General features: G+C 39.4%; 22 protein-coding genes and 2 pseudogenes. 3 read left to right on the top strand and 21 right to left on the bottom strand.

Going from position 1 to position 24119, the window contains the following annotated elements; all coding sequences use genetic code 11:
- The first annotated feature begins 1 nt into the window (after position 1).
- Positions 2–1087 (top strand): AbrB family transcriptional regulator, encoded by a 1086-nt coding sequence (locus IEO70_RS05000; protein WP_190997264.1) that lies wholly within the window; start codon positions 2–4, stop codon positions 1085–1087.
- Between the two features lie 53 nt (positions 1088–1140).
- On the opposite strand, the gene IEO70_RS05005 is transcribed toward IEO70_RS05000, so the two are convergent.
- The 12 genes and pseudogenes from IEO70_RS05005 to IEO70_RS05060 all read right to left on the bottom strand — a co-directional run bounded on the left by IEO70_RS05005 (position 1141) and on the right by IEO70_RS05060 (position 16125).
- Positions 1141–2496 carry an aspartate aminotransferase family protein gene (locus IEO70_RS05005; RefSeq protein WP_190997265.1) on the bottom strand — a complete coding sequence of 452 codons (1356 nt, stop codon included), beginning with the start codon at positions 2494–2496 and terminating at the stop codon, positions 1141–1143.
- A gap of 87 nt (positions 2497–2583) precedes the next feature.
- Positions 2584–4047: a CoA-acylating methylmalonate-semialdehyde dehydrogenase gene (locus IEO70_RS05010; RefSeq protein ID WP_190997266.1), complete on the bottom strand. Its 1464-nt coding sequence runs from the start codon at positions 4045–4047 to the stop codon at positions 2584–2586.
- A gap of 106 nt (positions 4048–4153) precedes the next feature.
- The gene (locus tag IEO70_RS05015; protein WP_190997267.1) at positions 4154–5389 is read right to left on the bottom strand and encodes a Zn-dependent hydrolase; all 1236 of its coding nucleotides are present in this window, start codon (positions 5387–5389) and stop codon (positions 4154–4156) included.
- 16 nt (positions 5390–5405) lie between these two features.
- A complete protein-coding gene (locus IEO70_RS05020; RefSeq protein ID WP_190997268.1) occupies positions 5406–5627 on the bottom strand; it encodes a hypothetical protein in 222 nt (73 codons plus the stop codon).
- Positions 5628–5645: 18 nt separating this feature from the next.
- Positions 5646–7112: an NCS1 family transporter gene (locus IEO70_RS05025; RefSeq protein WP_190997269.1), complete on the bottom strand. Its 1467-nt coding sequence runs from the start codon at positions 7110–7112 to the stop codon at positions 5646–5648.
- A 67-nt stretch (positions 7113–7179) separates the two neighbouring features.
- Entirely contained in the window at positions 7180–8598 is a 1419-nt protein-coding gene (hydA, locus tag IEO70_RS05030) for a dihydropyrimidinase (protein WP_190997270.1), read from the bottom strand.
- Positions 8599–8619: 21 nt separating this feature from the next.
- Positions 8620–9903, bottom strand: coding sequence for an NAD-dependent dihydropyrimidine dehydrogenase subunit PreA (preA, locus tag IEO70_RS05035; protein ID WP_190997271.1), 1284 nt, complete (start codon positions 9901–9903; stop codon positions 8620–8622).
- An 18-nt stretch (positions 9904–9921) separates the two neighbouring features.
- Positions 9922–11283: an NAD(P)-dependent oxidoreductase gene (locus tag IEO70_RS05040; RefSeq protein ID WP_206711500.1), complete on the bottom strand. Its 1362-nt coding sequence runs from the start codon at positions 11281–11283 to the stop codon at positions 9922–9924.
- A gap of 720 nt (positions 11284–12003) precedes the next feature.
- Positions 12004–13503, bottom strand: coding sequence for a catalase (locus tag IEO70_RS05045; RefSeq protein WP_190997272.1), 1500 nt, complete (start codon positions 13501–13503; stop codon positions 12004–12006).
- A gap of 124 nt (positions 13504–13627) precedes the next feature.
- On the bottom strand, positions 13628–14374 hold the full coding sequence (cobK, locus tag IEO70_RS05050; RefSeq protein ID WP_190997273.1) for a precorrin-6A reductase: 747 nt from the start codon (positions 14372–14374) through the stop codon (positions 13628–13630).
- Positions 14375–14596: 222 nt separating this feature from the next.
- A pseudogene (locus IEO70_RS05055) lies at positions 14597–14923 on the bottom strand (IS110 family transposase); the annotation flags it as partial.
- An 854-nt stretch (positions 14924–15777) separates the two neighbouring features.
- Positions 15778–16125 (bottom strand): DUF3221 domain-containing protein, encoded by a 348-nt coding sequence (locus tag IEO70_RS05060; protein ID WP_190997275.1) that lies wholly within the window; start codon positions 16123–16125, stop codon positions 15778–15780.
- 171 nt (positions 16126–16296) lie between these two features.
- Here IEO70_RS05060 and IEO70_RS05065 point away from each other — a divergent pair, with 171 nt between their 5' ends.
- Together IEO70_RS05065 and IEO70_RS05070 are read left to right on the top strand one after the other, a co-directional pair.
- On the top strand, positions 16297–16491 hold the full coding sequence (locus IEO70_RS05065) for a hypothetical protein (RefSeq protein WP_190997276.1): 195 nt from the start codon (positions 16297–16299) through the stop codon (positions 16489–16491).
- Positions 16492–17058: 567 nt separating this feature from the next.
- The gene (locus IEO70_RS05070; RefSeq protein ID WP_190997277.1) at positions 17059–17442 is read left to right on the top strand and encodes a VOC family protein; all 384 of its coding nucleotides are present in this window, start codon (positions 17059–17061) and stop codon (positions 17440–17442) included.
- An 87-nt stretch (positions 17443–17529) separates the two neighbouring features.
- On the opposite strand, the pseudogene IEO70_RS05075 reads toward IEO70_RS05070, so the two are convergent.
- The 9 genes and pseudogenes from IEO70_RS05075 to IEO70_RS05115 form a co-directional block, all read right to left on the bottom strand.
- Positions 17530–17922: pseudogene (locus IEO70_RS05075) on the bottom strand (IS1595 family transposase); the annotation flags it as partial.
- Between the two features lie 386 nt (positions 17923–18308).
- The gene (locus tag IEO70_RS05080; RefSeq protein WP_190997278.1) at positions 18309–19049 is read right to left on the bottom strand and encodes an AIR synthase related protein; all 741 of its coding nucleotides are present in this window, start codon (positions 19047–19049) and stop codon (positions 18309–18311) included.
- 12 nt (positions 19050–19061) lie between these two features.
- Positions 19062–19460, bottom strand: coding sequence for a bifunctional adenosylcobinamide kinase/adenosylcobinamide-phosphate guanylyltransferase (locus IEO70_RS05085; RefSeq protein ID WP_190997279.1), 399 nt, complete (start codon positions 19458–19460; stop codon positions 19062–19064).
- Complete coding sequence (locus IEO70_RS05090; protein ID WP_190997280.1) at positions 19412–20038, bottom strand: histidine phosphatase family protein; 627 nt, start codon at positions 20036–20038, stop codon at positions 19412–19414. Before IEO70_RS05090 ends, IEO70_RS05085 begins: the two co-directional genes overlap by 49 nt.
- The gene (cobS, locus tag IEO70_RS05095) at positions 19990–20757 is read right to left on the bottom strand and encodes an adenosylcobinamide-GDP ribazoletransferase (RefSeq protein WP_190997281.1); all 768 of its coding nucleotides are present in this window, start codon (positions 20755–20757) and stop codon (positions 19990–19992) included. Before cobS ends, IEO70_RS05090 begins: the two co-directional genes overlap by 49 nt.
- 14 nt (positions 20758–20771) lie before the next feature.
- On the bottom strand, positions 20772–21299 hold the full coding sequence (locus IEO70_RS05100; protein WP_190997282.1) for a bifunctional adenosylcobinamide kinase/adenosylcobinamide-phosphate guanylyltransferase: 528 nt from the start codon (positions 21297–21299) through the stop codon (positions 20772–20774).
- Between the two features lie 135 nt (positions 21300–21434).
- Entirely contained in the window at positions 21435–21932 is a 498-nt protein-coding gene (locus IEO70_RS05105) for an ECF transporter S component (RefSeq protein ID WP_190997283.1), read from the bottom strand.
- 80 nt (positions 21933–22012) lie between these two features.
- Positions 22013–22432: a universal stress protein gene (locus IEO70_RS05110; RefSeq protein WP_190997284.1), complete on the bottom strand. Its 420-nt coding sequence runs from the start codon at positions 22430–22432 to the stop codon at positions 22013–22015.
- A 17-nt stretch (positions 22433–22449) separates the two neighbouring features.
- The gene (locus tag IEO70_RS05115; protein ID WP_190997285.1) at positions 22450–23898 is read right to left on the bottom strand and encodes a SulP family inorganic anion transporter; all 1449 of its coding nucleotides are present in this window, start codon (positions 23896–23898) and stop codon (positions 22450–22452) included.
- Between the last annotated feature and the right edge of the window lie 221 nt (positions 23899–24119).

Genomic DNA, 24119 nt, shown 5'->3' on the forward strand with positions numbered 1-24119 from the left:
TGTGAAAAGCTTCATAAACAGTTTTTTCTTTATTTTTGTGAGCGGAATCGGTGGACTATTACTTTCATTGACGGGCTTTTCAATGGGCTGGGTGATCGGAACGCTTATAACAGCTGCCAGCTTGTCTTATGTAAGACCTAAATGGGTAAAAAACTCACTGTCTTTAAAAGGAATACCAAAATATTGGCTTAATATTGGCATGTACTTATTGGGAATTGAGATAGGATTACAAATAAATTTAGCTGTCATCACTGCATTTAAGGAGCACTTTTTCATAATATTCTTTACGCTCCTGTTATCTATTATCTTTTCCTTGCTGACAGGTTTTTTGCTTTGGAGAACTACTTCTTTATCAATGATGACAAGCTTCATTAGCACAACTCCGGGAGGTCTGTCCGTTATGGGCGGAATCGCTGATGACGTCGGCGCTAATACCGCTGTTGTCAGTATTGTGCAAACAATCCGCGTATTTATGGTCGTATGTACGATTCCGCTTTTGCTTTCATTTACAGATGTACATAATATTAGCCTCTTTTCTAGTTTAGCGGCAACCCAAGGTGAAAATGGGAGCTTTTTGTGGTTGGTTATTTTTATGATTATTGGCATTGGCGGTTATTTCTTCGGTAAACTAATTCGAATACCTGCCCCTTGGCTCGTTGGAACGATGATCGGCATTGCCATTACGCAGGCGGTAGGTTCCTCGATTGTAAATCATGACTTGAATGTGTGGTGGCCGCCGATTTTATTTATTTTTGCTCAAATATTCATCGGCGCAAGCATTGGCTCTCGAATTAGAAAGGAAATGTTTATTGGTGTTAAAAGAGTCATCGCTCTTTCTTCCTTAACAACGATTGCTTTTATATCGGCTATGATGTTATGCTCTTTTGTTGTTTCAAAGTTGACCAATATTACATTTACGACAGCTGCTTTAGCGTTTGCTCCGGGAGGAATTGCAGAAATGTCGACAGCCGCCCTTCTATATGGGGCAGATTCAACTTTTGTAGTAGCTGTTCAAGTAATTCGGGTTATTCTTGTTTGTACGATTTTGCCGCAGTTGTATAAAATACTGAATAAAAAACTAGCTTAAAGATAATAAAGTAAGCGCCCGGCAGTCTCCGAGGAGATGCACAGGCGCTTACTTTATTTGAGAGCATTAAGCTCTTCAGTTACTACTTTCTCTATGAAGTTTAAGTCTTCTTGTTCAATATTTAACGGTGGCGCCAAAGATAAAACATTGTTGTAGCCGGCAACAGTAGCGCCATTTTTACCGATAATCAATCCTTTTTGTTTACAGCCGGCAATCACTTTATTCACCAATTCGACAGGTAATGGTTCTTTTGTTTGTTTATCTTTTACAAGTTCGATGCCGATCAGCAACCCTTTGCCACGAACGTTGCCTACGAAGCTGTTATCTCGCAAGTTTTCAGTAAGTGCTTGCTTTAATTGAGCGCCCAACTGCTTCGAGCGCTTAAATAGTTGTTCTTTTTCCATAATCTCCAAGTTTTTCAGAGCGAGTGCGCATGCCGCCGCATTGCCGCCGAATGTATTAACGTGACGGAAATAATCATATTCTTCTGACCCTTTGAATGCCTCATAAATTTCTTTTTTTACCGCTGTAGCCGAAAGCGGTAAGTAGGCGCTTGTAATGCCTTTTGCCATTGAAATGATATCCGGCTTTACTCCATAGTTCATATAACCAAACGCCTCACCTGTACGACCGAAACCACAAATGACCTCATCGACAATTAGCAGGGCGCCATGCTTTTCGCAAACTTCTTTAACACCTGTCATGTATCCTTCCGGAGGAACTAAAATACCTCCTCCTGTAATAATCGGTTCCATAATGACTCCGGCAATTGTTTCGCTTAGTTCCCAAGTCATGACTCGGTCAATCTCTTTGACGGAATTCAGTTCAGTCGGCGCTAGGTCTTCACTTTCATGGCTGCGGTATTGGTCCGGCGGCGTAACATGAATGAACCCGGGTGCTAAAGGCTCATATTTATATTTCCGCTGTGCCTGCCCTGTTGCCGCGAGCGTGCCCAATGTATTCCCATGATAAGAACGGTATCTGGAGATGAATTTATAACGATTTTGTTCGCCTTTTTGCTGATGATATTGTCTTGCGATTTTAAACGCTGTCTCATTTGCCTCCGAGCCGCTGTTCGAAAAGAAGATGACATAATCATCTCCCAGCATTTCATTCAACTTTTCAGCTAGTTTAATAGCGGGGGTATGGCTTTGTGTCAGCGAAAAATAAGCTAATTTCTTCAATTGCTCATAAGCCGCCTCCGCCAATTCAGTTCGTCCGTATCCTACGTTCACACACCATAATCCGGCCATACCATCGAGATATTTATTTCCCTTCTCATCAGTTACCCATGAACCTTTTGCTTCTTCGATAATCATCGTTGCATTCGGACTGTATGGCTTCATCGAATGCCATACATACTTTTCATCCTTCGTAAGCAAATCAACGTCTTCTCGAACTTCCGCCATCTGTATTCCCCCTTAGAGATTGCTGGTTATCCCGTTTAACATATCTAATGTTTGGTGGGATAAAGCTCCGCCAAACAAAGATTCACTTTACTCAAATCTGGAGGTAATCATTTTTTTGCGTGTATAAAAGTTAATGCCATCCTTACCGTTTACATGCATATCTCCATAAAAAGAATCCTTCCAACCCGAGAACGGAAAGAAAGCCATTGTTGCCGGTACACCTACATTAATGCCTAGCATTCCGGCATCAGCTTCTTCTCGGAATTGACGTACGGCTTTTGCATCTTTCGTATATATGGTAGCGCCGTTTCCGTATCGTGATTTGCGAATGAATTCCAGTCCTTCATCCAAATCTTTGGCACGAAGCAAGCTAAGCACCGGCGCAAATATCTCATCTCTCGCAATCGTCATATCCGGTTTGACTTGATCGAATATTGTTGCGCCAAGGAATGTTCCTTCCTTCATTTCATCCATCTCTTTGCGTCCGTCACGAAGCAAGGAAGCTCCTTCTTCAATCCCTTTATCAATATATTCGAGTATTTTATTTCGGTGTGATTCCCTGATAACCGGAGTCAAAAGCACCTCTTCCTCTAATCCGTTTCCTATTATAAGCTCATCTGCTTTGTTTTTAAGCGCATTGACAAATTCATCACCATCACCAACGACAACAACGGCACTACAAGCCATGCATCGCTGTCCGGCGCTTCCGAATGCAGAGCTGATTATGTTAGCAACAGCTTTATCCATATCGGCATCCGGCATAACGATATGATGATTTTTAGCACCTGATAACGCTTGAACCCGCTTGCCGTTCGCAGCTGCGCTCTCGTATACATATTTTGCGACCGGTTGTGAACCGACGAATGAAATCGCCTTAACATCCGGATGATCCAATAAACCATTTACGACATCATGTGCACCATGAACAATATTTAACACGCCGGCTGGTGCACCTGCCTGCGTAAACAGTTCAACTAATTCATTAGCTAATAGCGGTGTTCTTTCAGAAGGCTTTAGTACGAATGTATTGCCGCACGCAATCGCCAACGGAAACATCCATAAAGGCACCATCATTGGGAAATTGAAAGGAGTAATACCACCTACTACGCCATGAGGATAGCGGAACATCTCTGAATCGATATCTTCTGCAATATTGGATAATGTTTCTCCCATCATATGAGTTGGTGCTCCAGCAGCAAATTCAACACATTCAATTCCTCTTTGAACTTCACCGTATGCTTCTTTGTACGCCTTCCCATTTTCTAAAACTATTAATCTCGCTAATTTTTCATGATTTTCAGTCAGCAAATAGTGATACTTAAATAAAATGCGGGCCCGTTTCGGGACGGGCACATTTTTCCATGAATTAAACGCTTCTTTCGCTTTACTTACTGCTAAATTAACATCTTCTTTTGTGGAAATCGGAACTTTTGCCAAAACCTCTCCCGTCGCCGGATTTGGAACTTCTAATGTTTCATCTCCAAGAGCGTCTACCCATTGACCGTTAATATAGTTTTTTAAGATAATAGTTTCTTTATTGACGACTGACATAATTACATTTCCTCCTTAAGGTGGTTTATAGTATGTATATCTTCATTTATATTCTTAGTTAATGGCAATGATTCAGCCGAAACTGAATCATTGCACAAAATATATGCTATTTCTTTTCAAGTAACCGAAGAACCGTCTCCAGTATGACATTTACCCCTTTTTCGCAGTCCTCCCATTCCGTCAGTTCCGTTTCACAATGGCTCTTACCATTAATACTAGGAACAAACAGCATGGCTGTTGGCACGTAAGATGCGATAAATTGTGCGTCATGACCGGCTCCGCTCACCATTCGTTTGTTGGAATACTGCAGTTCTTCTGCTGACTGATCCAGCAATTGCAGTAATTCATCATCGAACCATACTGTAGCGCGGTCCCATAGCTTTCTTGCTTCAATGTCACAACCCTCATTAACTGAAAGTTCAGTTAACTCTTGAATGATGGTCTCTACTTGTTTAATGGTTTCTGGATTTTTGTGGCGCGCTTCAAGTGTAAATACAATCCGGTTCGGTATGACCGTGTGTATATTCGGATAAACATTCAGCCTGCCGATTGTAAAAACAAGTTCATTGTCAATCTTGCTTAGTCTGTTTCTTGCTTCATTAATAACATCAATTGCAGTGAAAAGAGCATCCTTTCGCATTCCCATCGGTGTTGTCCCTGCATGATTGGATTCACCCGTCACCTCGAATTCATAACAAACCATACCGACAACACATTCGACGACGCCAATTGAAATCTCTTCGCTTTCAAGAATAGGACCTTGTTCAATGTGAAGTTCCAGAAATGCAGTCGCCTCTTTGAGACGGGCAGCTTCATCCCCCGCATATCCCATCGCATTTAACGCTTCTGCAAAAGTAATGCCTTGCACATCTGTTTTCTGCATCATCACTGTTTTATCAAATTTGCCCGAGAGAATACCTGAAGCCATCATAGACGGTTCGAAGCGTGCCCCCTCTTCATTTGTAAAATTTACAATCGTAATCGGGATTCGTGGTTTTATTTCATTTTCAACAATAGTACGGACAATTTCCAGACCGGCGACAACTCCTAACACTCCATCGAAACGGCCGCCTTTTTTGACCGTGTCTAGATGAGAGCCAATTACAATCGGCGGTTTATCCTCAACGCCAGGCAACGTTGCATACATATTTCCAATATCATCAACGGCAACTCCCATCCCTAATTCTTCGCAACATGAAGCAAAGTAATCTCTTACTTGCCTGTCTTCATCCGTCAACGATAATCGTGTAACGCCGTTAAATTCAGTTCGACCAAAGTCTGCAAACTGTTCGAGTGTTTGCTGCAGTCTTTCTCCGTTAATTTTCATTTTTTGCTGTTCCATTTCTGTTCCTCCTTACTTAAGTAGTTTGCTGCTGTACGAGTTTTACAGAAAAGTGTTTGCGTGCTTTAGGTGTTTGAATAAGTAAAGTTTCAATGCCGGTTACATTATTGCTGTCTATCTTTTCAAATGTAACTATGTCGCCATCCAGGCTTTCAGAAATTGTCTTAATTTGATAGCCTTTATCAATCAGAAAATCAATTTGTTCCCGTTCCTGCAAATATTGCTGATGTTCTGACATAAGCACAACCCCTTCCCCTTATTTAACTATTGCCTCAGCTGGAGCTGAGGCGCCCGGTTCATCTTCAATGCTCCAAGAGCGGCCGACTGTGATTCCTAAGTATTCGGCATCGCTTGGATTTTCCATTTCCGCTTGTTTGAATTTTTTAAACCACCAATACTTAGCTAAAATATAGTAGAGTACTGCACCGACTACAAAACCGACAATAGCTGAGTAGGTCGGCAAAAGGTTCGCGACAACTCCGCCGACAATCCAGGAAATCATTCCCGCCATATTGAAGCCGCCAGCGTATTTGAATTGACCGTTCATTTCATACAAGTCTGGAACGTTCACTCTTCTTTTGCGAAGAATATAGTAATCTACGAATAATATACCGACGATAGATGTTAAGATACCGCCAACCACAAGCAAGACTTGGTTCAAGATATCAAATAAACTCCATGGTTGAGCCAGCGTTCCGATAATCCCGGCAATGATTACACCGACCCAAAACGGTACTTTTGGTCCGCCGACATTCGAGAAAATCGTTGCTGCCGGTATGACGTTAGCAGATGTATTCGTCGACCACTGTGCTAATACGATCATTAACAGCAGGATACCTAAAATAAATCCGCCCGCTGCTTCTTGCAAAGCATTTACCGGGTCAGCGCTTGAAACTGCGATATATGATACCGCGCCGATCACTACCATAAATGTATTGAAGATTGGCATGACGATAATGCTTCCGACTAATTGCGATTTATTACGCTTAAACCAATTTCGTTCGTTCTTTGGTGCTTTGAAAAAACGTGATAATGAAGGCATATCTGCCGCCAATGTCGCCCAGAATCCCATATTTGCCATAACTACGACCATAAACGCGGTAAAAGCCGCTCCTCCTGCTACCGGGCTCTCTACCCAAGCCCAAATATCTTTACCTTCAGCTGTTGCCTTATCTGACATCGCGATATACATCCAGCAAGAGATCAAAATAATGATTGGTGCTGCCAAATCGGCGAATCGTTCAATTGACTTAATACCTAACGCTGTATTGAATAATTGAACAGCCGCAAAGAAGAGGAAGCAAACAAACCAATTATCAAAACCAAACAATAAGTTTAAAATGCCATTGATAGCAGCAGACCCAAAATAAGTATTAATACCGAACCAGCACGACGCCGTGAAGCCACGGACAACAGAAGGGATGTGCGTCCCTATCGTCCCGAACGGCGCGCGCATATATACAGGAAAAGATAAACCGTGTTCAACCCCTATATCGCCTATAATTGTCATTAACATTCCAATTGCAACCGAACCAATAATCGTCGCCAATATGACCATACCAAGCGGTAAGCTTTGAATAGCTCCGCCTCCGATCGCAAAAGCAGCCAATACTATGGCCATACCTACCCAAATAACGGCAAAACCAAAAGTTCCTATTTTTCGATCGTGATGGCCAATCGGCAACAAATCTGGAGACTTCAAATAATTACTTCTCTCTTTCATACAGAAAAACCTCCTTATTATATAGATGGGAAAGGCTAAAAGAAATAGGAACTTAAGAAAACTGCTTTTACAACATTATTTCCGCAGGAGAATTATTTTCGAACTGTTTTCCATACTTTGCCCGTTTAATATATTGTCCCGCTCCCGGCTTGCCGACAAATGCTTTTTCACGGATGACAAACTCTCCGCGTGATAAAACTGAAACCGGTTCACCCGTAATTTTCATTCCTTCAAAAGGATTATAGTCAACAGCCATATGGTGCGTTTTTGCGGAGATGGTTCTTTCAATATTCGGATCAAATATGACCAAGTCAGCATCAGCTCCGACCGCGATTGTTCCTTTTTTCGGATATAGACCGAATAGTTTCGCTGCGCGTGTCGAAGTAATATCGACAAATTGATTCAATGTGATTTTACCTTTCTTCACCCCTTCTGAATAAAGGATACTTACCCGATCTTCAATGAGCGGACCTCCATTCGGAATTTTGGAAAAATCGCCTTTCCCAAGATCTTTTTGACCGGCAAAATCAAAAGAACATTGGTCAGAGCCGATCGTTTGCAGCTGCCCCGTTTTTAATGCATTCCATAAAACATCCTGATTCCACTTTTCACGTAAAGGTGGTGACCACACATATTTTGCTCCTTCGAAATTCGGCTTCTCCAAATATGTTTGATCTAGCACTAAATATTGCGGACAAGTTTCTCCCCAAATGTCGATTCCTCTATTTCTTGCTTCCGCTATTTTCTCTGCAGCCTCCGCACATGAAACATGGACGACGTACAGCTGAGATTTGGCTAGCCCAGTTAACGTTGCCGCTCTACCTGTAGCTTCGCCTTCAACTTCCGGAGGTCTTGTTAACGCATGATAGATTGGGTCTGTATTGCCTTCCATCAACGCTTTTTTCACTAAATAATCGATAACATCACCATTTTCAGCATGCACCATCACGAGCGCTCCAAGGTCTTTTGCGGCCACAAGCGTTTTATATAATGTCTCATCATCCGCCTGAAATTGATGTTTATAAGCCATAAATACTTTAAAGGAGGTAATGCCTTCAGAGTCAATAACCTGCGAAAGTTCTTTTAGCACATCTTCATTCATTTCTACAATTTGCAAATGAAAACCATAGTCTATGACGGCTTTTTCTTTCGACTTGTTATGCCATGTTTCAATAGAACTGCCCAAACTTTTCCCCTTTGATGTTAAACAAAAGTCAATGATGGTCGTCGTTCCTCCGAAAGCTGCCGCTTTTGTTCCTGATTCAAAGTCATCCTTTGTCACAGTACCGCCAAAAGGCATATCCAAATGCGTATGAGGGTCAATTCCTCCAGGAAATACATAGCAACCTGCAGCATCAATTATTTCCGCATCGTCTGAAGAAAGATTGCTTCCGATTTGACTTACTTTCCCGTCTTCAATACAAAGATCAGCTTCAAATGTATCGGATGCTGTCACGATGATTCCATTTTTAATGATTTTTTTCATCAATATGACCTCCATTATCTATTAATTGCTTACATTCTCAATTTTGCATGCTGCCCCTAATGCTGCTTGACGTTCATTCCAGGTCATCGGCGGAAGCTCTCTCGGCAGCTCGACCATTTCAATCGCTCCCTCAACCGGACAAACAATCGAACAAAGGTTGCAGCCTACACAATCTTCCTCCCTGACCCTTAAAATTGGATTGCCTGCTGCATCTTTTAACATATCAATGCATTGATGTGACGTATCCTCACATGCGATATGACATTTATTGCAGTTGATGCAAATATCATTGTTAATCTTTGCGACAATATTATAGTTAAGGTCAAGGTCGCTCCAATCAGAATATTTCGGCACAGATTTGCCGACGATGTCCATCACAGAAGCAAGTCCCTTCTCATCCAAGTAGTTATTTAATCCTTCAATCATATCTTCAACAATCCGGAAACCATGGTGCATCGCCGCTGTGCATACTTGTACGCCTGTTGCTCCCATCAACATAAACTCAACCGCATCTCTCCAAGTCGAAATGCCGCCGATTCCGGAAATCGGCACATTGATGTGTGCATTTCTCGCACAATCACCGACCATATGTAGAGCAATCGGCTTTACGGCCGGTCCGCAATAACCGCCATGTGCTCCTTTTCCGGCAACATGCGGTATAGTGTTCCACGTATCAATATCAACTCCCGCTAAGCTGTTAATCGTATTGATCATGCTGATTGCATCGGCTCCGCCATTTACTGCTGCTTCTGCAGTTGCAGTAATATCAGTAATATTCGGAGTTAGCTTGACAATAACCGGTGTAGTGGCTGCTTCCTTCGCCCAATATGTCTGCTTTTCCACCAAAGCCGGCACTTGACCGGAAGCTGAACCCATTCCGCGTTCACTCATTCCATGGGGACAACCAAAGTTAAGTTCGAGGCCGTCAACTCCTACTGCTTCAACCTTTTTAACAATTTCATGCCATTTCTCCTGCTTCGGTTCAACCATAAGCGAAGCGATAATCGCGTGGTTAGGAAATTTTTTCTTCGTTTCGTATATTTCCTTTAAATTCACTTCCAGCGGTCGATCGGAAATCAGTTCGATATTGTTGAATCCGGCCACTCTTTGGCCATTAAAACTTACAGCCGCAAACCTCGAAGTAACATTTAAAATCGGATTGCCGAGCGTTTTCCATACCGCTCCTCCCCAACCAGTTTCAAAGGCGCGCTGTACTTGATATCCCGAGTTTGTCGGCGGAGCAGAAGCCAGCCAAAAAGGATTCGGAGATTGAATGCCCGCCAAATTAATTCGTAAATCAGCCATCCTATTACCTCCTTCTCTTTATTCCATATTTGATAGCAGTTGGTGGATTGAAGCCGCACTTTCCTTTCCTTGCTGTGCAGCAGAAACAACCATCGCTTCTCCCTGACCTTTACCGAAAATGACATCTCCACAGGCAAAAATCTTGTCATTTGATGTTTGAAACGTAGTAGGCTGAACGATTAGTACACCATCCTCATGCTTTAGTCCGAATGCTTCCATTAATTCGACATATCTTGATTGACCGATTGCTTTAATGACACCATCCACTTCCAGCGTAAACTCAGACCCTTCAATTGGCGCAGGTCTCCTTCTTCCATCTGCTCCCGGTTGCCCTAATGTCATCTTGACGCATTCGATGGCAATCACTTCGCCGGCTTCATTACCGATAATTCGTTTTGGTGCTGTCAGCCATCTGAACTCTACACCATCCTGCTTGGCAAATTCATATTCGAAATCGTAGGCTGTCATTTCTTCGATTGTCCTTCTATATAAAATTTTCACATTTTCAGCGCCAAGACGAACAGAGCAAGTGGCAGCATCAATCGCTGTATTTCCAGCTCCTATTACTGCGATTTTCTTTCCTTTATATTGATCGGTAATCTCTTCTGTCTTCGTTTTTTTCACAAAATCAATTGCATCGTAAACACCTTTTAGCTGTTCGCCTTCAATATTCAAATCTGGAACAGCAGACATCCCGATGGCAAGAAGAACAGCATCAAAACCGTCAATAATTTCTTGCGGAGAAATGTCTTTCCCGACTCTCGTGTTTGTGCGGATCTCCACATTCAAGTTTTCTACTTGTTGAACCTCCCAATAGGAGATAGATTGTGGTAACCGGAAAGAAACAATCCCATAAGTATTTAAACCACCTGCTTTCTCCTCTGCTTCAAAAATAGTTACCTCGTAGCCAAGAAGCGCCAGTTCTCTCGCTGCCGACAAACCTGCCGGACCACCGCCTACAATGGCGACAGTTTTGCCGTTGTTTTCTTTTCTCTTAAATAATTGGATATTATTATGGATGGCCCAATCGGTTGCATAACGTTGAAGGTTGCCGATCATAATCGGCTTGGTGGAATGGTTGAGAACACAAGCTCCTTCGCATAGTTCCTCAGTCGGACATACACGTGCGCAGCTTGCTCCTACGGGATTTGCACTCATAATGGTTTTTGCTGAACCTTTTACATTGCCTGACGCAATCTTTTTGATGAAAGCAGGTATGTCAATTCCGGTAGGGCATGCTTTAATGCAAGGTGCATCGTAGCAATAAAGACATCGACTGGCTTCTTCGATTGCTTCTTGCTTAGACAATCCGGGATCAACCTCTCGAAAGTTTAAACTAAGGTTGTCGAATGAAATCTTTGATTGACTGGTTTGATTCAATTTGAAAACCTCCTATATAGCAGATTTTGAATCGGAAAATTTATGTTGAATTACATTTATGAACGAAGGAATACATGATAAATATGTATGAGGGAAGAAAAAACTAGAGTACTACAAATATATTGATGCTAATAGCACAGTATGCTTTAGATTCGTGTTGGTTTTAAAAATTTGCAGAGACTAGCAAATTATTTTAATGTGAGATTTTCTAACGTGATTTTGTAAATAATACCAATTTTATGCCATTATAGTAAAATTGTAAAGAGCATATCGCGAAAAAAATTAAAAAGAGCATGCAAAGAATGTAATATCTTCTTGCACGCTCTTTAATAGTCTTATATAGTATGTGCGGCTAAAAAGGACCGGTGACGGTTTTTCTTTATGTCTAACCTTACACCTGCCATGCTCGGGCCTAAGCTGCCTCCCCTCGAGAAACCAAAACCGGGTTTCTCGGGTGATTCATCTTAGTCCTTCCGCATGTCTCCTTTTTCATTGAAGTGAACTCATGTGGCGGAATCAAAAATGAAAAAGGACCGGTGACGGTTTTTCTTTATGTCTAATCTTACACCTGCCATGCTCGGGCCTAAGCTGCCTCCCCTCGAGAAACCAAAACCGGGTTTCTCGGGTGATTCATCTTAGTCCTTCCGCATGTCTTCTTTTTCATTGAAGTGAACTCATGTGGCGGAATCAAAAATGAAAAAGGACCGGTGACGGTTTTTCTTATTTCGCAGCATCTACCTCGCTCATTGGAATGCCAAGAGCTGTCGCAACACCTTCACCGTATTTAGGATCTGCTTTATAGCAATTGTTGATGTGTCGCAATTGAACTTCTTTTGTTGTACCTTGCATATTGCGGGCTGTATTTTCAAATAACACTTTTTGTTGTTCAGGCGACATTAAATTGAATAGTTTTCCCGGTTGAGTGTAATAGTCATCGTCGTCTTCACGGAAATCCCATTCATAGGCAGCTCCGGAAAGTTCTAATGGAGGCTCTTTATAATCCAGTTGTTCTTGCCATTCGCCATAGCTGTTTGGCTCATAATGAAGTTTAGAGCCTTGGTTGCCATCAACTCTCATTGCACCATCTCTATGATATGGATTAAAGTTTTTCACTCCTCTCGGATAGTTAACCGGAATTTGCCAATGGTTCACACCTAAACGATAACGTTGTGTATCACCATAAGAGAATAAACGGCCTTGCAGCATTTTATCCGGTGAGAATCCGATACCGGGAACAATGTTTGTCGGAGCAAATGCTGCCTGTTCAACATCAGCAAAATAATTATCAGGATTGCGGTTCAATTCGAATTCCCCTACTTCAATTAACGGGAAATCACTATGATACCAAACTTTTGTTAAATCAAATGGATTATACGGCATATTTTTAGCTTGTTCTTCGGTCATAATTTGAACGTACATTTTCCATTTCGGATAATCTCCACGTTCAATCGCTTCATATAAATCCCTTTGATGACTTTCACGGTCTTTACCAACAACTGCCTCTGCTTCCTGGTCTGTCAAATTTTCGATACCTTGTTGGCTGACTAAATGGAATTTTACCCAATGGCGCTCATTATTGGCGTTAATGAAGCTGTACGCATGACTGCTGAATCCATGCATGTGGCGATAGCTTTTAGGAATACCGCGATCACTCATTGTGATAGTAATTTGGTGAAGCGCTTCCGGTAAGCTTGTCCAGAAATCCCAGTTGTTTTGCGCGCTACGCATATTTGTGCGCGGGTCACGTTTAACCGCATGGTTTAAATCCGGGAATTGTTTCGGATCACGGAAAAAGAATACAGGTGTATTGTTACCTACAAGATCCCAGTTCCCTTCTTCTGTGTAAAATTTCATCGCGAAACCACGGATATCACGTTCGGCATCAGCCGCACCGCGTTCGCCGGCTACAGTTGAAAAACGGACGAACATTTCTGTTTGTTTACCGATTTCAGAGAAGATAGCAGCTTTTGTGTATTTTGTAATATTATGTGTGACTGTAAAAGTACCAAATGCGCCGGAACCTTTCGCATGCATACGGCGTTCCGGAATAACTTCGCGGTCAAAATGCGCCATTTTTTCAAGATACCATGCATCTTGTAATAATACAGGACCACGAGGACCAGCTGTCATTGTATTTTGGTTATCCGCAACCGGCGCACCAAAGGCAGTGGTCAGTTTTTTGTTATCTTTCTCATTTGGATTATTCTTTTGATCACTCATAGCATTGCCCTCCTGATAATGATTTTTATTATTAATTAAATATCACTTTTTTCAGGAGATAAAACATTAACAGAGGACTATTTTGTATACCCATCACCTATTCTTCACATTCTCATCACTTTATTTAAGCTATATCATTCAGGTATTCTTCGAGCTCTTTCATCGATGAAACCTTTTCCGGATAAGTTGCGTGCGGTGCTTGAACAATAATGCACGGAATATCAAGCTCTTTGCAGGCTTCAATTTTTTCATCAATATCCTCCAACTTATCTGAATCACTAGTAATGACGACATCCGCTTTTGCCCATTTAAACAATTCTTTATTTAATTCTTTAGAAAATGGACCTTTTAAAGCAACTATTTGTTCTGCAAATAAACCGATTGACTCGCAATAATGAATAATTTCAGAAACAGGCAGAACATTTGCGATAATATGTTTATCCGGCAATCTTTCCATATATTCCTGCAAGTTTTTGCTGCTCGCTGTCAAAAATATTCGTTCACCTAATGGCTCTGCCAATTCGCATGCCCTTTGAATACTCTGAACTATATCAATAGATTCTTCTTGATTATGTGAATCATGTTCATAGCGTACACATGGAATGTGCATCTTTTTGCAAGTATCAAGTGCATATTTGGAAATTGTTGATGCAAACGGATATGAAGCATCAATTACTAACGAAATCCCTTGCTTTTCATATAAATGCATCCAATCTTCTTCATTTATTGGAGGTTGCACAATATGTGAAGCAAATTGAAAAGTAACAGATTCGCCACTTTTGATTGGAATCATAATAAATGCATAAGATTGCTCATTCAAAAACTTGCAAATATCCAAACTTTCTTTGTTGCCCCCTATTACTAATATCATATCAACCGACCTCACTTCATATTTTCTCTGTCACTTTTATATACCCGTTCAGTACTGCTATATAAGCTTTTTACAATTAAAAAGCACCGATTAAATGTAGTGTAGTCTATATAAAAATTGCTAATAAAAATATCTTCATTTTAATAGCAATTTTAGAGTGATTTAATGGACTTAAGGTTTTCATTTAAAATCTTTCAAACTTTTCTGACTCCCGATTTTCTAATATGTCCGAACTCGGTCCGCATCCATATAATCAAATTTTTCTGATATACCCAAATATTTTTCACAAAAGTCCTTCACAGCTAAATTTTCAACTAGAAACGCTTCAAACTTTTCCTTAAGAAGTATTTTTTGTATGAGAAACGAATAATGGCCGCTAGTTGGTTCTAATACAATAAGAAAGTCTTCACGTTCCAAACCGAATTGTGATTCTAATTGTTTTAAAGCGTTTATAAATTCCGTCATACCAATACTATCAGCGTTGAATTTCATTGTTTTTGTTCGCTTCCATTCTCGGCCTTTTGGATCTAAGAATGCATTGAAAGGAATTGTTTTCCAACTAAAGCCCCTGTTAGGTTAAGTACAACACATCACAATATTTAGACTTTCATTTGCGAGAACTAAATATTACTATGCCTAAAGATAGTCCTATTGCAATAGAAAAAGAAGTTAATACTTCAAAATTAGATTTAAGGAGCTTATTACTAACTAAACCAATAAGAAAAAAGATTAAAAAATATTTTAAAGCCTGATTAATGCATTTTTTCACACAACAAAACCCCTTTTATTGCCCTATGTAATCTCTCTATATTTATCGATACTGACAATAATGAAAATGAAACAATAAATATACAAATAGTAATTTTCATTAACGCACCTTTAGCGCATAAAAAAAAGCCATCTATTTGACAACCATAATTTTTTGTTATCCACCGAAAAAAGGGAGTCGACATACCCCCAGCAGATTGGTCACTCTGCGAATCATAGGATACTGAACGTTACCAGAGCAATGATTGCATAAGCTGCTAAGGCAGTAAACAACAATTTCTTTTGGGTCCATCGGTACGATTTTGCCCGACTAACACTTAAAATTATAATCAATAGCATCAACAGGAATATCGTAGTATTTTCCACATTAATCCTCCTTAATGTTTACTCACTACATTACAACCCATATATTACCACAACAAGTTGATTCCTTGTTGAGCTAATATGCACCGTTTGTGGAATAAGAAAAAAATGCTGATTACACAGCCATTGGATATTGAAGTAAAGCCCCTAATAGTTTAAGTGTATGTTCTCACAAACTAACATCAGTAAATGGGATTTTAATTTAATTATTCAGAAACTTATATTTTTAAATCGTGATTACGTTTTAGTTCATTGAGCTTTCCACTACCGTATTATTCAACTAATTCAACGGAAAGGGTTTTAATTTGAGCAGGATGGGATTCCTTGATTTCACCATCAAAGCCAACTTCTACTGTATCTCCAACCTGAAAGGTTGCTTCACTATTAACGGAGAGGTTAACAAATATTGGGGTTGTTCTGCCTTTTTGCTCCCAATGCACAATAGCACGATCGTCGGAAATCATTTCAGCAATTGTTCCTCTAAAAGTTACATATACATCAGGTTCACCTAAGCTTTTTGCATCTTCTGTATTACAAGCAGATAATAAAATGCTTATGAATAGTATAAATAATAAATTGTATTTCTTTTTCAAGATATATTCTCCTTTAACAGCATTCATTACAGCAGCACCTCCTTTTAACATTAGACGTATCAACCCAATAAATGTTGCAGTTTTTATTCAACTAACCTCCCTCCCTCTATAAGTGAATCCACTAATAAATTTTGTTACCTCCTTCTTCAGAATTTATGTATAATTTATACATAAATACTAATAAAAGGATGATTTAAGATGAAATTCGAAGGTGTTTCGGGATATGAACCTTTATTGCTTGTTTGGTTCCAATTTATTTCAACTGCTCTTATAATTTTGGTTGCTTTTTTTCTGATCAGAATGTTATTCAAAAAAGTTAATAACCAAATTCAAACAAACAGGGAATTAATAGATGAGTTAAAGGAAATAAAAAAAATACTCAAAGAAAAGTAATTACTTTCCAGCTCAAGCTCTTTTATTGACTAACTATTAGCTGGTTTAGCTTCATTGAGGAATGTAGCTATTTTTTATCATTTAACTGTTTTAACAATTCAATTATTTCCTCGTTTTGATTCATAACTTTTCGTACATTAGCACCAACACCAAACAACTCTATGATTATGATGATTGAAACTATTATTAGTATAAAATACATTATTCGAGGCCAACCTTTCTTCATAGAAATGCACACTGTTTTATTTTTACAAAAACTAACTCATTCTTCCACTAATCTGCCCGTTAACTCAATAAGAAAAATCATTTTGATTGTTGTTGCAAACTTGATCGAGCAATAGTTTGTTTTTTAAAATAAAGGCTCTGTTAAAGTTCAATGTTGATATCACTTATAAAACGGAACTGCCTAATTTGGAAGTTCCGTTTTATAATATTTGCTTAATTTTACTAACGCCCCCGTTTGTTTAAATGAAATTACACACAAAATATCCATAACTCATCCAAATCTTTTTCTTTATGTAATTTTAAAATAAAGATAGATAAAATTTATCAGATAGGGGAATAGAAATGAAAATAGAACATATTGCAATGTATGTAAATGATTTAGAAGCTACAAAAGATTTCTTTGTTACGTTTTTTGGTGCTTCATCTAATACCAAATACCACAATCCAAAGACTGGATTGGAAACTTATTTCTTATCATTTGAAGATAGTGCAAGATTAGAGATAATGAAACGCCCTAATATGGTTAATTCCGAAAAAACACTAACTAGAACAGGGTATATACATTTAGCATTTAGCGTTGGTAGTAAAGAAAAGGTAGATACATTGACAAGTCAATTAGAACAAGCTGGATATGAAATAATCAGTGGTCCTCGTACAACAGGTGATGGTTACTATGAAAGTTGTGTACTGGGACCTGAAGGCAATCAAATTGAAATTACTGAATAAAATTATTTCTAAAGAGACTATTAATAGTCTCTTTTGTTATTTTCTTTTATTGCACTAACCTGCCTCTAGTTGAACAAACAGTAATGTTTATATCGTGAATCTAGATAACCTAAGCGTATCATATGTTTCGATATTTTGTATTAAATTCCCTTTAATCATCAAGTCATTCATAGTAATAGGATTCCTTTGATGTTGGATGGATTCTAACACCTGAAACCAAGTAAGGTAATTATTCAGACATTTAGTTGCAACTCCATTAAAACGTTGTTTCCATCCTTTAAGCCTTCGGTGATAATTGTTAACGTTCTGGATATGGTATAGTCCCTTTGTGCGAACCTTACCATCAGACTTGAATTGATAAATATCCATCCCTTTTTCAGCAGCGTATGTTTTAAAGGCACGCCAAGAATCGGTACATAAAACATTTTCATTTGAAAGTTTATGTCCGATAGCTTTGTCTAACTGCTCTTTTGTTAATCGAATTATCAACAACAGACTTTAACAGAGCCAAAATAAAAATATCCAATCAAAGCAGCCAAACAAATCACAAATCCTATTATGAAATAGAGCATACGAATGGTTAAAAACGGAGTAGTTATTGTTGCAAATAAAATTTCTTGTTAGTGGAAGAAGTATATGTATAAAGTAACAATACCTATGAACACATCCATAAAGAAAAGAGCCTGTATCTTAGATTACTAAGTAATAGCAGATATAGGCTCTTCTTATCAAACTCTTACGGGCTCAATGTATATTTAACGCATAGAAAACAGTCTAATCATTTTTTTGAAAATCACTTCTACCAACCTCGTTAATGCTTAAAAGTACTCTTACTAATATTTCTACAATAATCAATGCTGATCCGTTTATTGATTCTTTTTTAATTTGCCGATAACATATGCTTCAGGATACGTTTGTACAAACGTTGCTGCTTGATTTTCATCGACTGCAATAATGACAGCTGTTACCGGGCCTGCTGACTTACGAAGCAGGCTTTCGGTGCACGAAGCCGTCTCCTGAAATAAACAATCATTTAATCTCGCTAAAAGATTCGCTTCATATAGAATGCCTTTTGAACCTATAGGAACAATCTCAAATACATCATCTCGTTCGACCAATGACTTTATTAATTCATATGTAACTTCCAATTCCGGCTTTTCTACAAGTTCCTCCCCCATTCTCGGTTCACCATAACCAAAAAGAATGGCATCTCTTTTCACATTATTAACCTTTAAATAAGAAAAATTAGCAAGTCCGATTACGGTCACCCCGACGCTTGTCTGGCTAGTCGTCATATTTTCTTCTGTACTTCCATTCAGCTCTAGGTGAGCTAGGCCGGCAAGCTGCATTTCTTCTTCGATTCCCTTAATAACTCTTTTCCCGGTTGGCTCTATTTCTGCACCGACAACATCATTTATCGCAATGATTTGCGCACCGCTTGCCAGCACTTCCATTAACGGAACTCTTGCCGCCATTTTCCCTGTGAGCTCTGGGGTTACTTGCAATATATCATTCGGCTTTTCTCCAATAGAAGCACTAATATCAACTGCCGTTACTATATATTGTTCATTAGGCAGCGGAACAATAGTCAAATCTCGAATTTGCATGTCAACTCCCCCTCACTTCATCGTTTTCGCTAACCCATGCCAAATACTTGTCGCTTTGTCAGCCTGTCTGACCGCTTCTTGTTGAATCCAGCCGACAATATCGCGAAGGCGGCGGTTCTTCTCCTCTATCGGAACGATTCCTTTTCCGATCTCCAACATAATTAAAATGACATTACGATTGTCCAAATCATTTAGCCATTGTTTAAACCAATTAATTATTTCATCATTCGACTTTCCATTATCCAATAGTTCCTCGACCCAAACTTCAAAGCCTTCATATGCGATTACAGCTTCTGTTACTGATTCATCCCAGTGTTTCTTCTCATAAGCAGAAATAAGTTGAAATGACTCCCAGTTTTCCCTTACGAATTGGCGTTTTCCGCTGTAGGCACCACCGATAACGACGTGCATTTGAAGTCACCTCCTGTAGTATTAATTACCAATACAATTGCTTCACCAAATTTAACATTCACATCCCAAAATGCTAGTTCATCATTTAAACCGGAAACGATTTGACGGATTACCCCGCCATGCGAAACAATTGTAATTGTTTTTCCTCTATTTTCTTCCAGCAAAATCCCCTCATGCAAAAACTGCTGTATTCGACTTTTGAAGCGTTCCCAGTTCTCCCCGTTCGGAATACACTCTGTTTCCCAATCAGAAAGCCACTTGCAATAAGCCGGTTCGTATTTCAATTGCTCGTACGTTTTGCCTTCCCAATCTCCAAAGTGCATTTCACGTAACCGCTGATCGAAAATAATACTCTCTTTACCGAATAAAAAGGAAGCAGTTTGCCGGCAGCGCAATAAATCACTGCAATAAACTGCATCAAATTTTATCCTATTTAAAGTTTCATGAAGCTGATTATAATCACGCAATTTCTCCTGTATGACAGGAATATCTGTGTGGCCGAGATATTTTTTCTCTGTATTGTATTTTGTCATACCATGACGTATGAGATAAATATGTATAGAATCGCTATATTCCATAACTCCGCTCCTTCGATTGATGCACCAACCAAGTCACCATTAATTCCGTTAAATTGTTTGAGAGCCCATTTACCATATAAAACAGTAAATAAAAGTTGGAAAATGACTAAAAAGATAAATGGCCAATAAATGAAAACGATAACGGCTATACCGCAAAAAGCAATGATGATTTCACGCCACGATAAATACTTTCTCCATTCATGCGCCAGCCCTTTGTTTTGAATAGCCGGAAACATTTTTAATTGCAGCAAAGCCTGAAAACGGGAAAGCATCGGGATAAATATTAGCCCAAGTGTAATCAATAATTGATCAGCCGAATTCAGAAATTCATATAAAAAAGCAGCTTTCCAAATAAATAGAAAGACTACTGCTATAACGGCAAAACTACCGACCCTCGAATCCTTCATGATTTCATATTTCTTCTCAAGTGCCGCATTAGACCCGGCTGCATCGGCTACATCCATCCAGCCATCAAGATGCAGACCTCCTGTAGCATAAACCCAAGCAGAAAGCAGTAATACCGTCATTAAAGTGTCCGGGATAATCGGACCTAGAACAAAATAAATCAGACTTATAAAAGCTCCGATTATTAACCCGGCAAACGGAAAAAAACGCAATGCCCATTTCATAGATGATTGATTGATATCACAGGCAATCGGCAAAGGAAATCGGGTCAAAAACTGTAAAGACAATACTGCACCGTATGCGATATTTTTCATAATTGTTGTTCTCCTTACTTCCAGCGAATTGGACATCCCGCAATAACTTGAAAAGCTTGGTCGCAAAGCTGAACAACGCATTTATGTACTGCTTCCAGACTAAACACATATTCCTGTACGCCACTATCTTTTATCGGGATATCCTCATTTAAATCATTCGAGACAAAAATCACTGCTATATTCTTGTCTTTAGCGGTTTGAACTAAGTTTTCAACTCTTTTTACCATCGTTTCTAATTTTGCATTTTCTGAAAAAAGCACATTGCTGCTCCAAACTGTCAAACAATCAATCAATAAAATAGAATGTGACTGAAGCTCATTTATTCTATCATCAATGTATAAAGGCTCCTCGACGGTTATCCAACTTTCACTTCGCGATGCTTGATGAAGCTTAATCCGTTCGTTCATCTCTTTATCATGATTGCGCTTTGTTGTTGCCATATAGTAAAGCGCTGAGGCATTTTGTTCAGCATACATTTGCTGTGCCATCTGTTCAGCCAAAGAGCTTTTACCTGAACGGACACCTCCGGATATAAAAATCATACCTTCTCCTCCTCTCAGAAACTGTCACCGGTCCTGGTGTACGGTTAGAAATCTATGTAAGTTTATACTCTCTTAAAAAGTAATAAAGCGTCAAACTTGTGACAGCTTGACACTCTATTTTCAAAGATTGTATAGCTATTTTGCAGCTAGTTTCTGCTTCAATCCGGCAGGCAATGCAGCATAAATAATCTCAGCCGCGAGAATGTTGCAGACTGAAGCAATAGCTAACACCGGTGCAATGGCAATTACCATTTCTCCTAATAACGGATATACAGCCAGCAAGGAAATAGGACAATTGAATAAAAAAGCAACAATACTTGATAGAATAATAGCAACTTTTCCATTCATTTTTTTCTTCGCCCAATTTCTGGTCAAACTGTAGGCAAGCAGCGTAATAGCCATCATAATAGCCGTGATAATATGTACTGGAAACGAAAGCGGAAATCCAGCTAGCAAGGCTGAAACCATATGTCCAAAAAAGCCTAGTGCCATGCCGTAAAACGGACCCAACAACAAAGTTCCGACCAATGCCGGAGCTGCGTCAAAAGCGATGGAACCCATTAATTTAATATTTGCTCCGACGAAGCACATCGCTACGAGCAGTGCCGTTAAAGATAATTTTTGAGCTCTCATAGCTGGTCCCCTCCTGTTGTTCAAACATTTTCTATATTTAAATATTATAGAATTATTAAACCGACCGGACAAGCGCTAATTTATTTGACAATCAGCACCGGACACTGTACCCGCTTTGCCACCTTATGGCTAACACTACCCAATACCATCTCCTGCAATGTATTCAAACCTCGACTTCCAATAACAACGAGATCAGCTTCTGATCCGTTGACATGTTCCACAATAGTTGGACCAGGCTCACCATGTAGGAGCTTAATTTCATAGGGAATATGATTTTCTTTCAGTTTTTCTGCAATTGGCAGCAATTTTTTACGTCTTGATATTTCTAATCCTTCAATCCCTTGAGAATGAATAACGTCTGTTTTTGATTTTGAATAATCAACGACAAACAGCACCTCAACCTTGCAATTACTGACGAGTGAAGCAATTGTAATTGCCTCCTCAGTCGCGCGCAGCGAATGCTCTGAACCATCTGCCGCCAGTATAATATGTTGATACATTTTCTAGCTCCTTTCCATTAATGAACTGAGATATTCATATCCGTTAATTGATCGACTATTCTTTTGCTGGACTTATTTAAGCCGGTTACCGTCACTTTATTCTTGTTTTCTGTCAGTTTCATAACTACTTTATCAATCGCACCGACAGCTGAGTCGTCCCAAATCGTCGTTTGCGAGAAATCAATGATAATGTCCTCTTCTTTTTTTGAAAAGTCAAATGAAGATAAAAAGCCTTCAACTGAAGCAAAGAATAAAGGTCCTCTCACTGTGTAAACTTCAGCTCCATTTTCCGAATGTTGCTCAACAATAATTTTCGAAACTTTAGCAACAAAGAACAATGAGCTTATAATAACGCCTGAAATTACTCCAATTGCCAAGTTATGTGTCACAACAACGATTGACACTGTCAGAAGCATAACAAACGTTTCACTTATTGGAGCTTTTTTCATATATGAGAAAGTTGACCAATCAAATGATGTAATAGCAACCATCACCATAATTCCTGCCAGCACAGCCATTGGAATCTGCACTACCCAATCTCCTAATACAATGATTAAAAACATTAAAAATGCCCCGGCAATGAAAGTCGACAATCTGCCGCGACCGCCTGATTTCACATTAATGATGGATTGGCCAATCATTGCACAACCAGCCATTCCTCCGAAAAATCCTGTTACAATATTCGCTAAACCTTGACCTTTAGCTTCTCTGTTTTTATCCGATTTCGTTTCTGTCATATCATCCAAAATCGATGCAGTAAGCAATGATTCTATTAAACCGACAATCGCCAGAGAAATTGAAAACGGCAAAATAATCATGAAGGTCTCTAAGTTTAACGGGACATTTGGAAGTGAAAACGAAGGCAATGATTTCTCGATTGTCCCTAAATCTCCGACTGTTCGTACGTCTACACTCATCATAATTGCCGCAATCGTTAAAACAATTGTAGCAATAAGCGGTGCCGGAATCGCTTTAATAAATCTCGGAAGCACAATTAACAAAATGATTGTAATAGCAGCAAATACATACGTTATATTCGTTACGTTCATAAAATGAGGCATTTGTGCCATAAAGACCAGAATTGACAATGAATTGACAAACCCAATCATGACCGCTCTCGGAATAAATCGCATTAATTTCGCTATTTTACATATACCGAAAATGATTTGAATAATACCTGTTAAAACAGTTGCTGCCAACATATAATTAACGCCATAATCGCGTACTAATGGAGCGAGCACTAACGCCATCGCGCCAGTGGCAGCGGAAATCATCGCCGGACGGCCCCCTGCAATCGCCACAATAACTGCAATACAAAACGATGCGTATAAGCCGACCATCGGATTAACACCGGCAATAATTGAAAACGCAATCGCTTCCGGGATTAAGGCCAATGCGACAACAATACCTGAAAGGATGTCCGCTCTTATGTTGGAAAACCATTCTCTTTTTATTCTTTCTACCACGTGTTTAAATTCCTCTCCTCCAAGTATGTTCTTACTAATATGCTTTTAAACAATAAAAATAGTCTACCATTATTCTAATTCAAAATGAATAAAATTACTTTTGCGCCATTCAATCGAGTAGGAGGGGGCGATTAACCCCCGACCTCTCACACCACCGTACGTACGGTTCCGTATACGGCGGTTCAATTAAGATAATTGACGCAAGTATTCATAACGAGCTT

Source organism: Peribacillus faecalis (assembly GCF_014712675.1).
In the GTDB taxonomy this organism is placed as follows: Bacteria; Bacillota; Bacilli; order Bacillales; family DSM-1321; genus Bacillus_AD; species Bacillus_AD faecalis.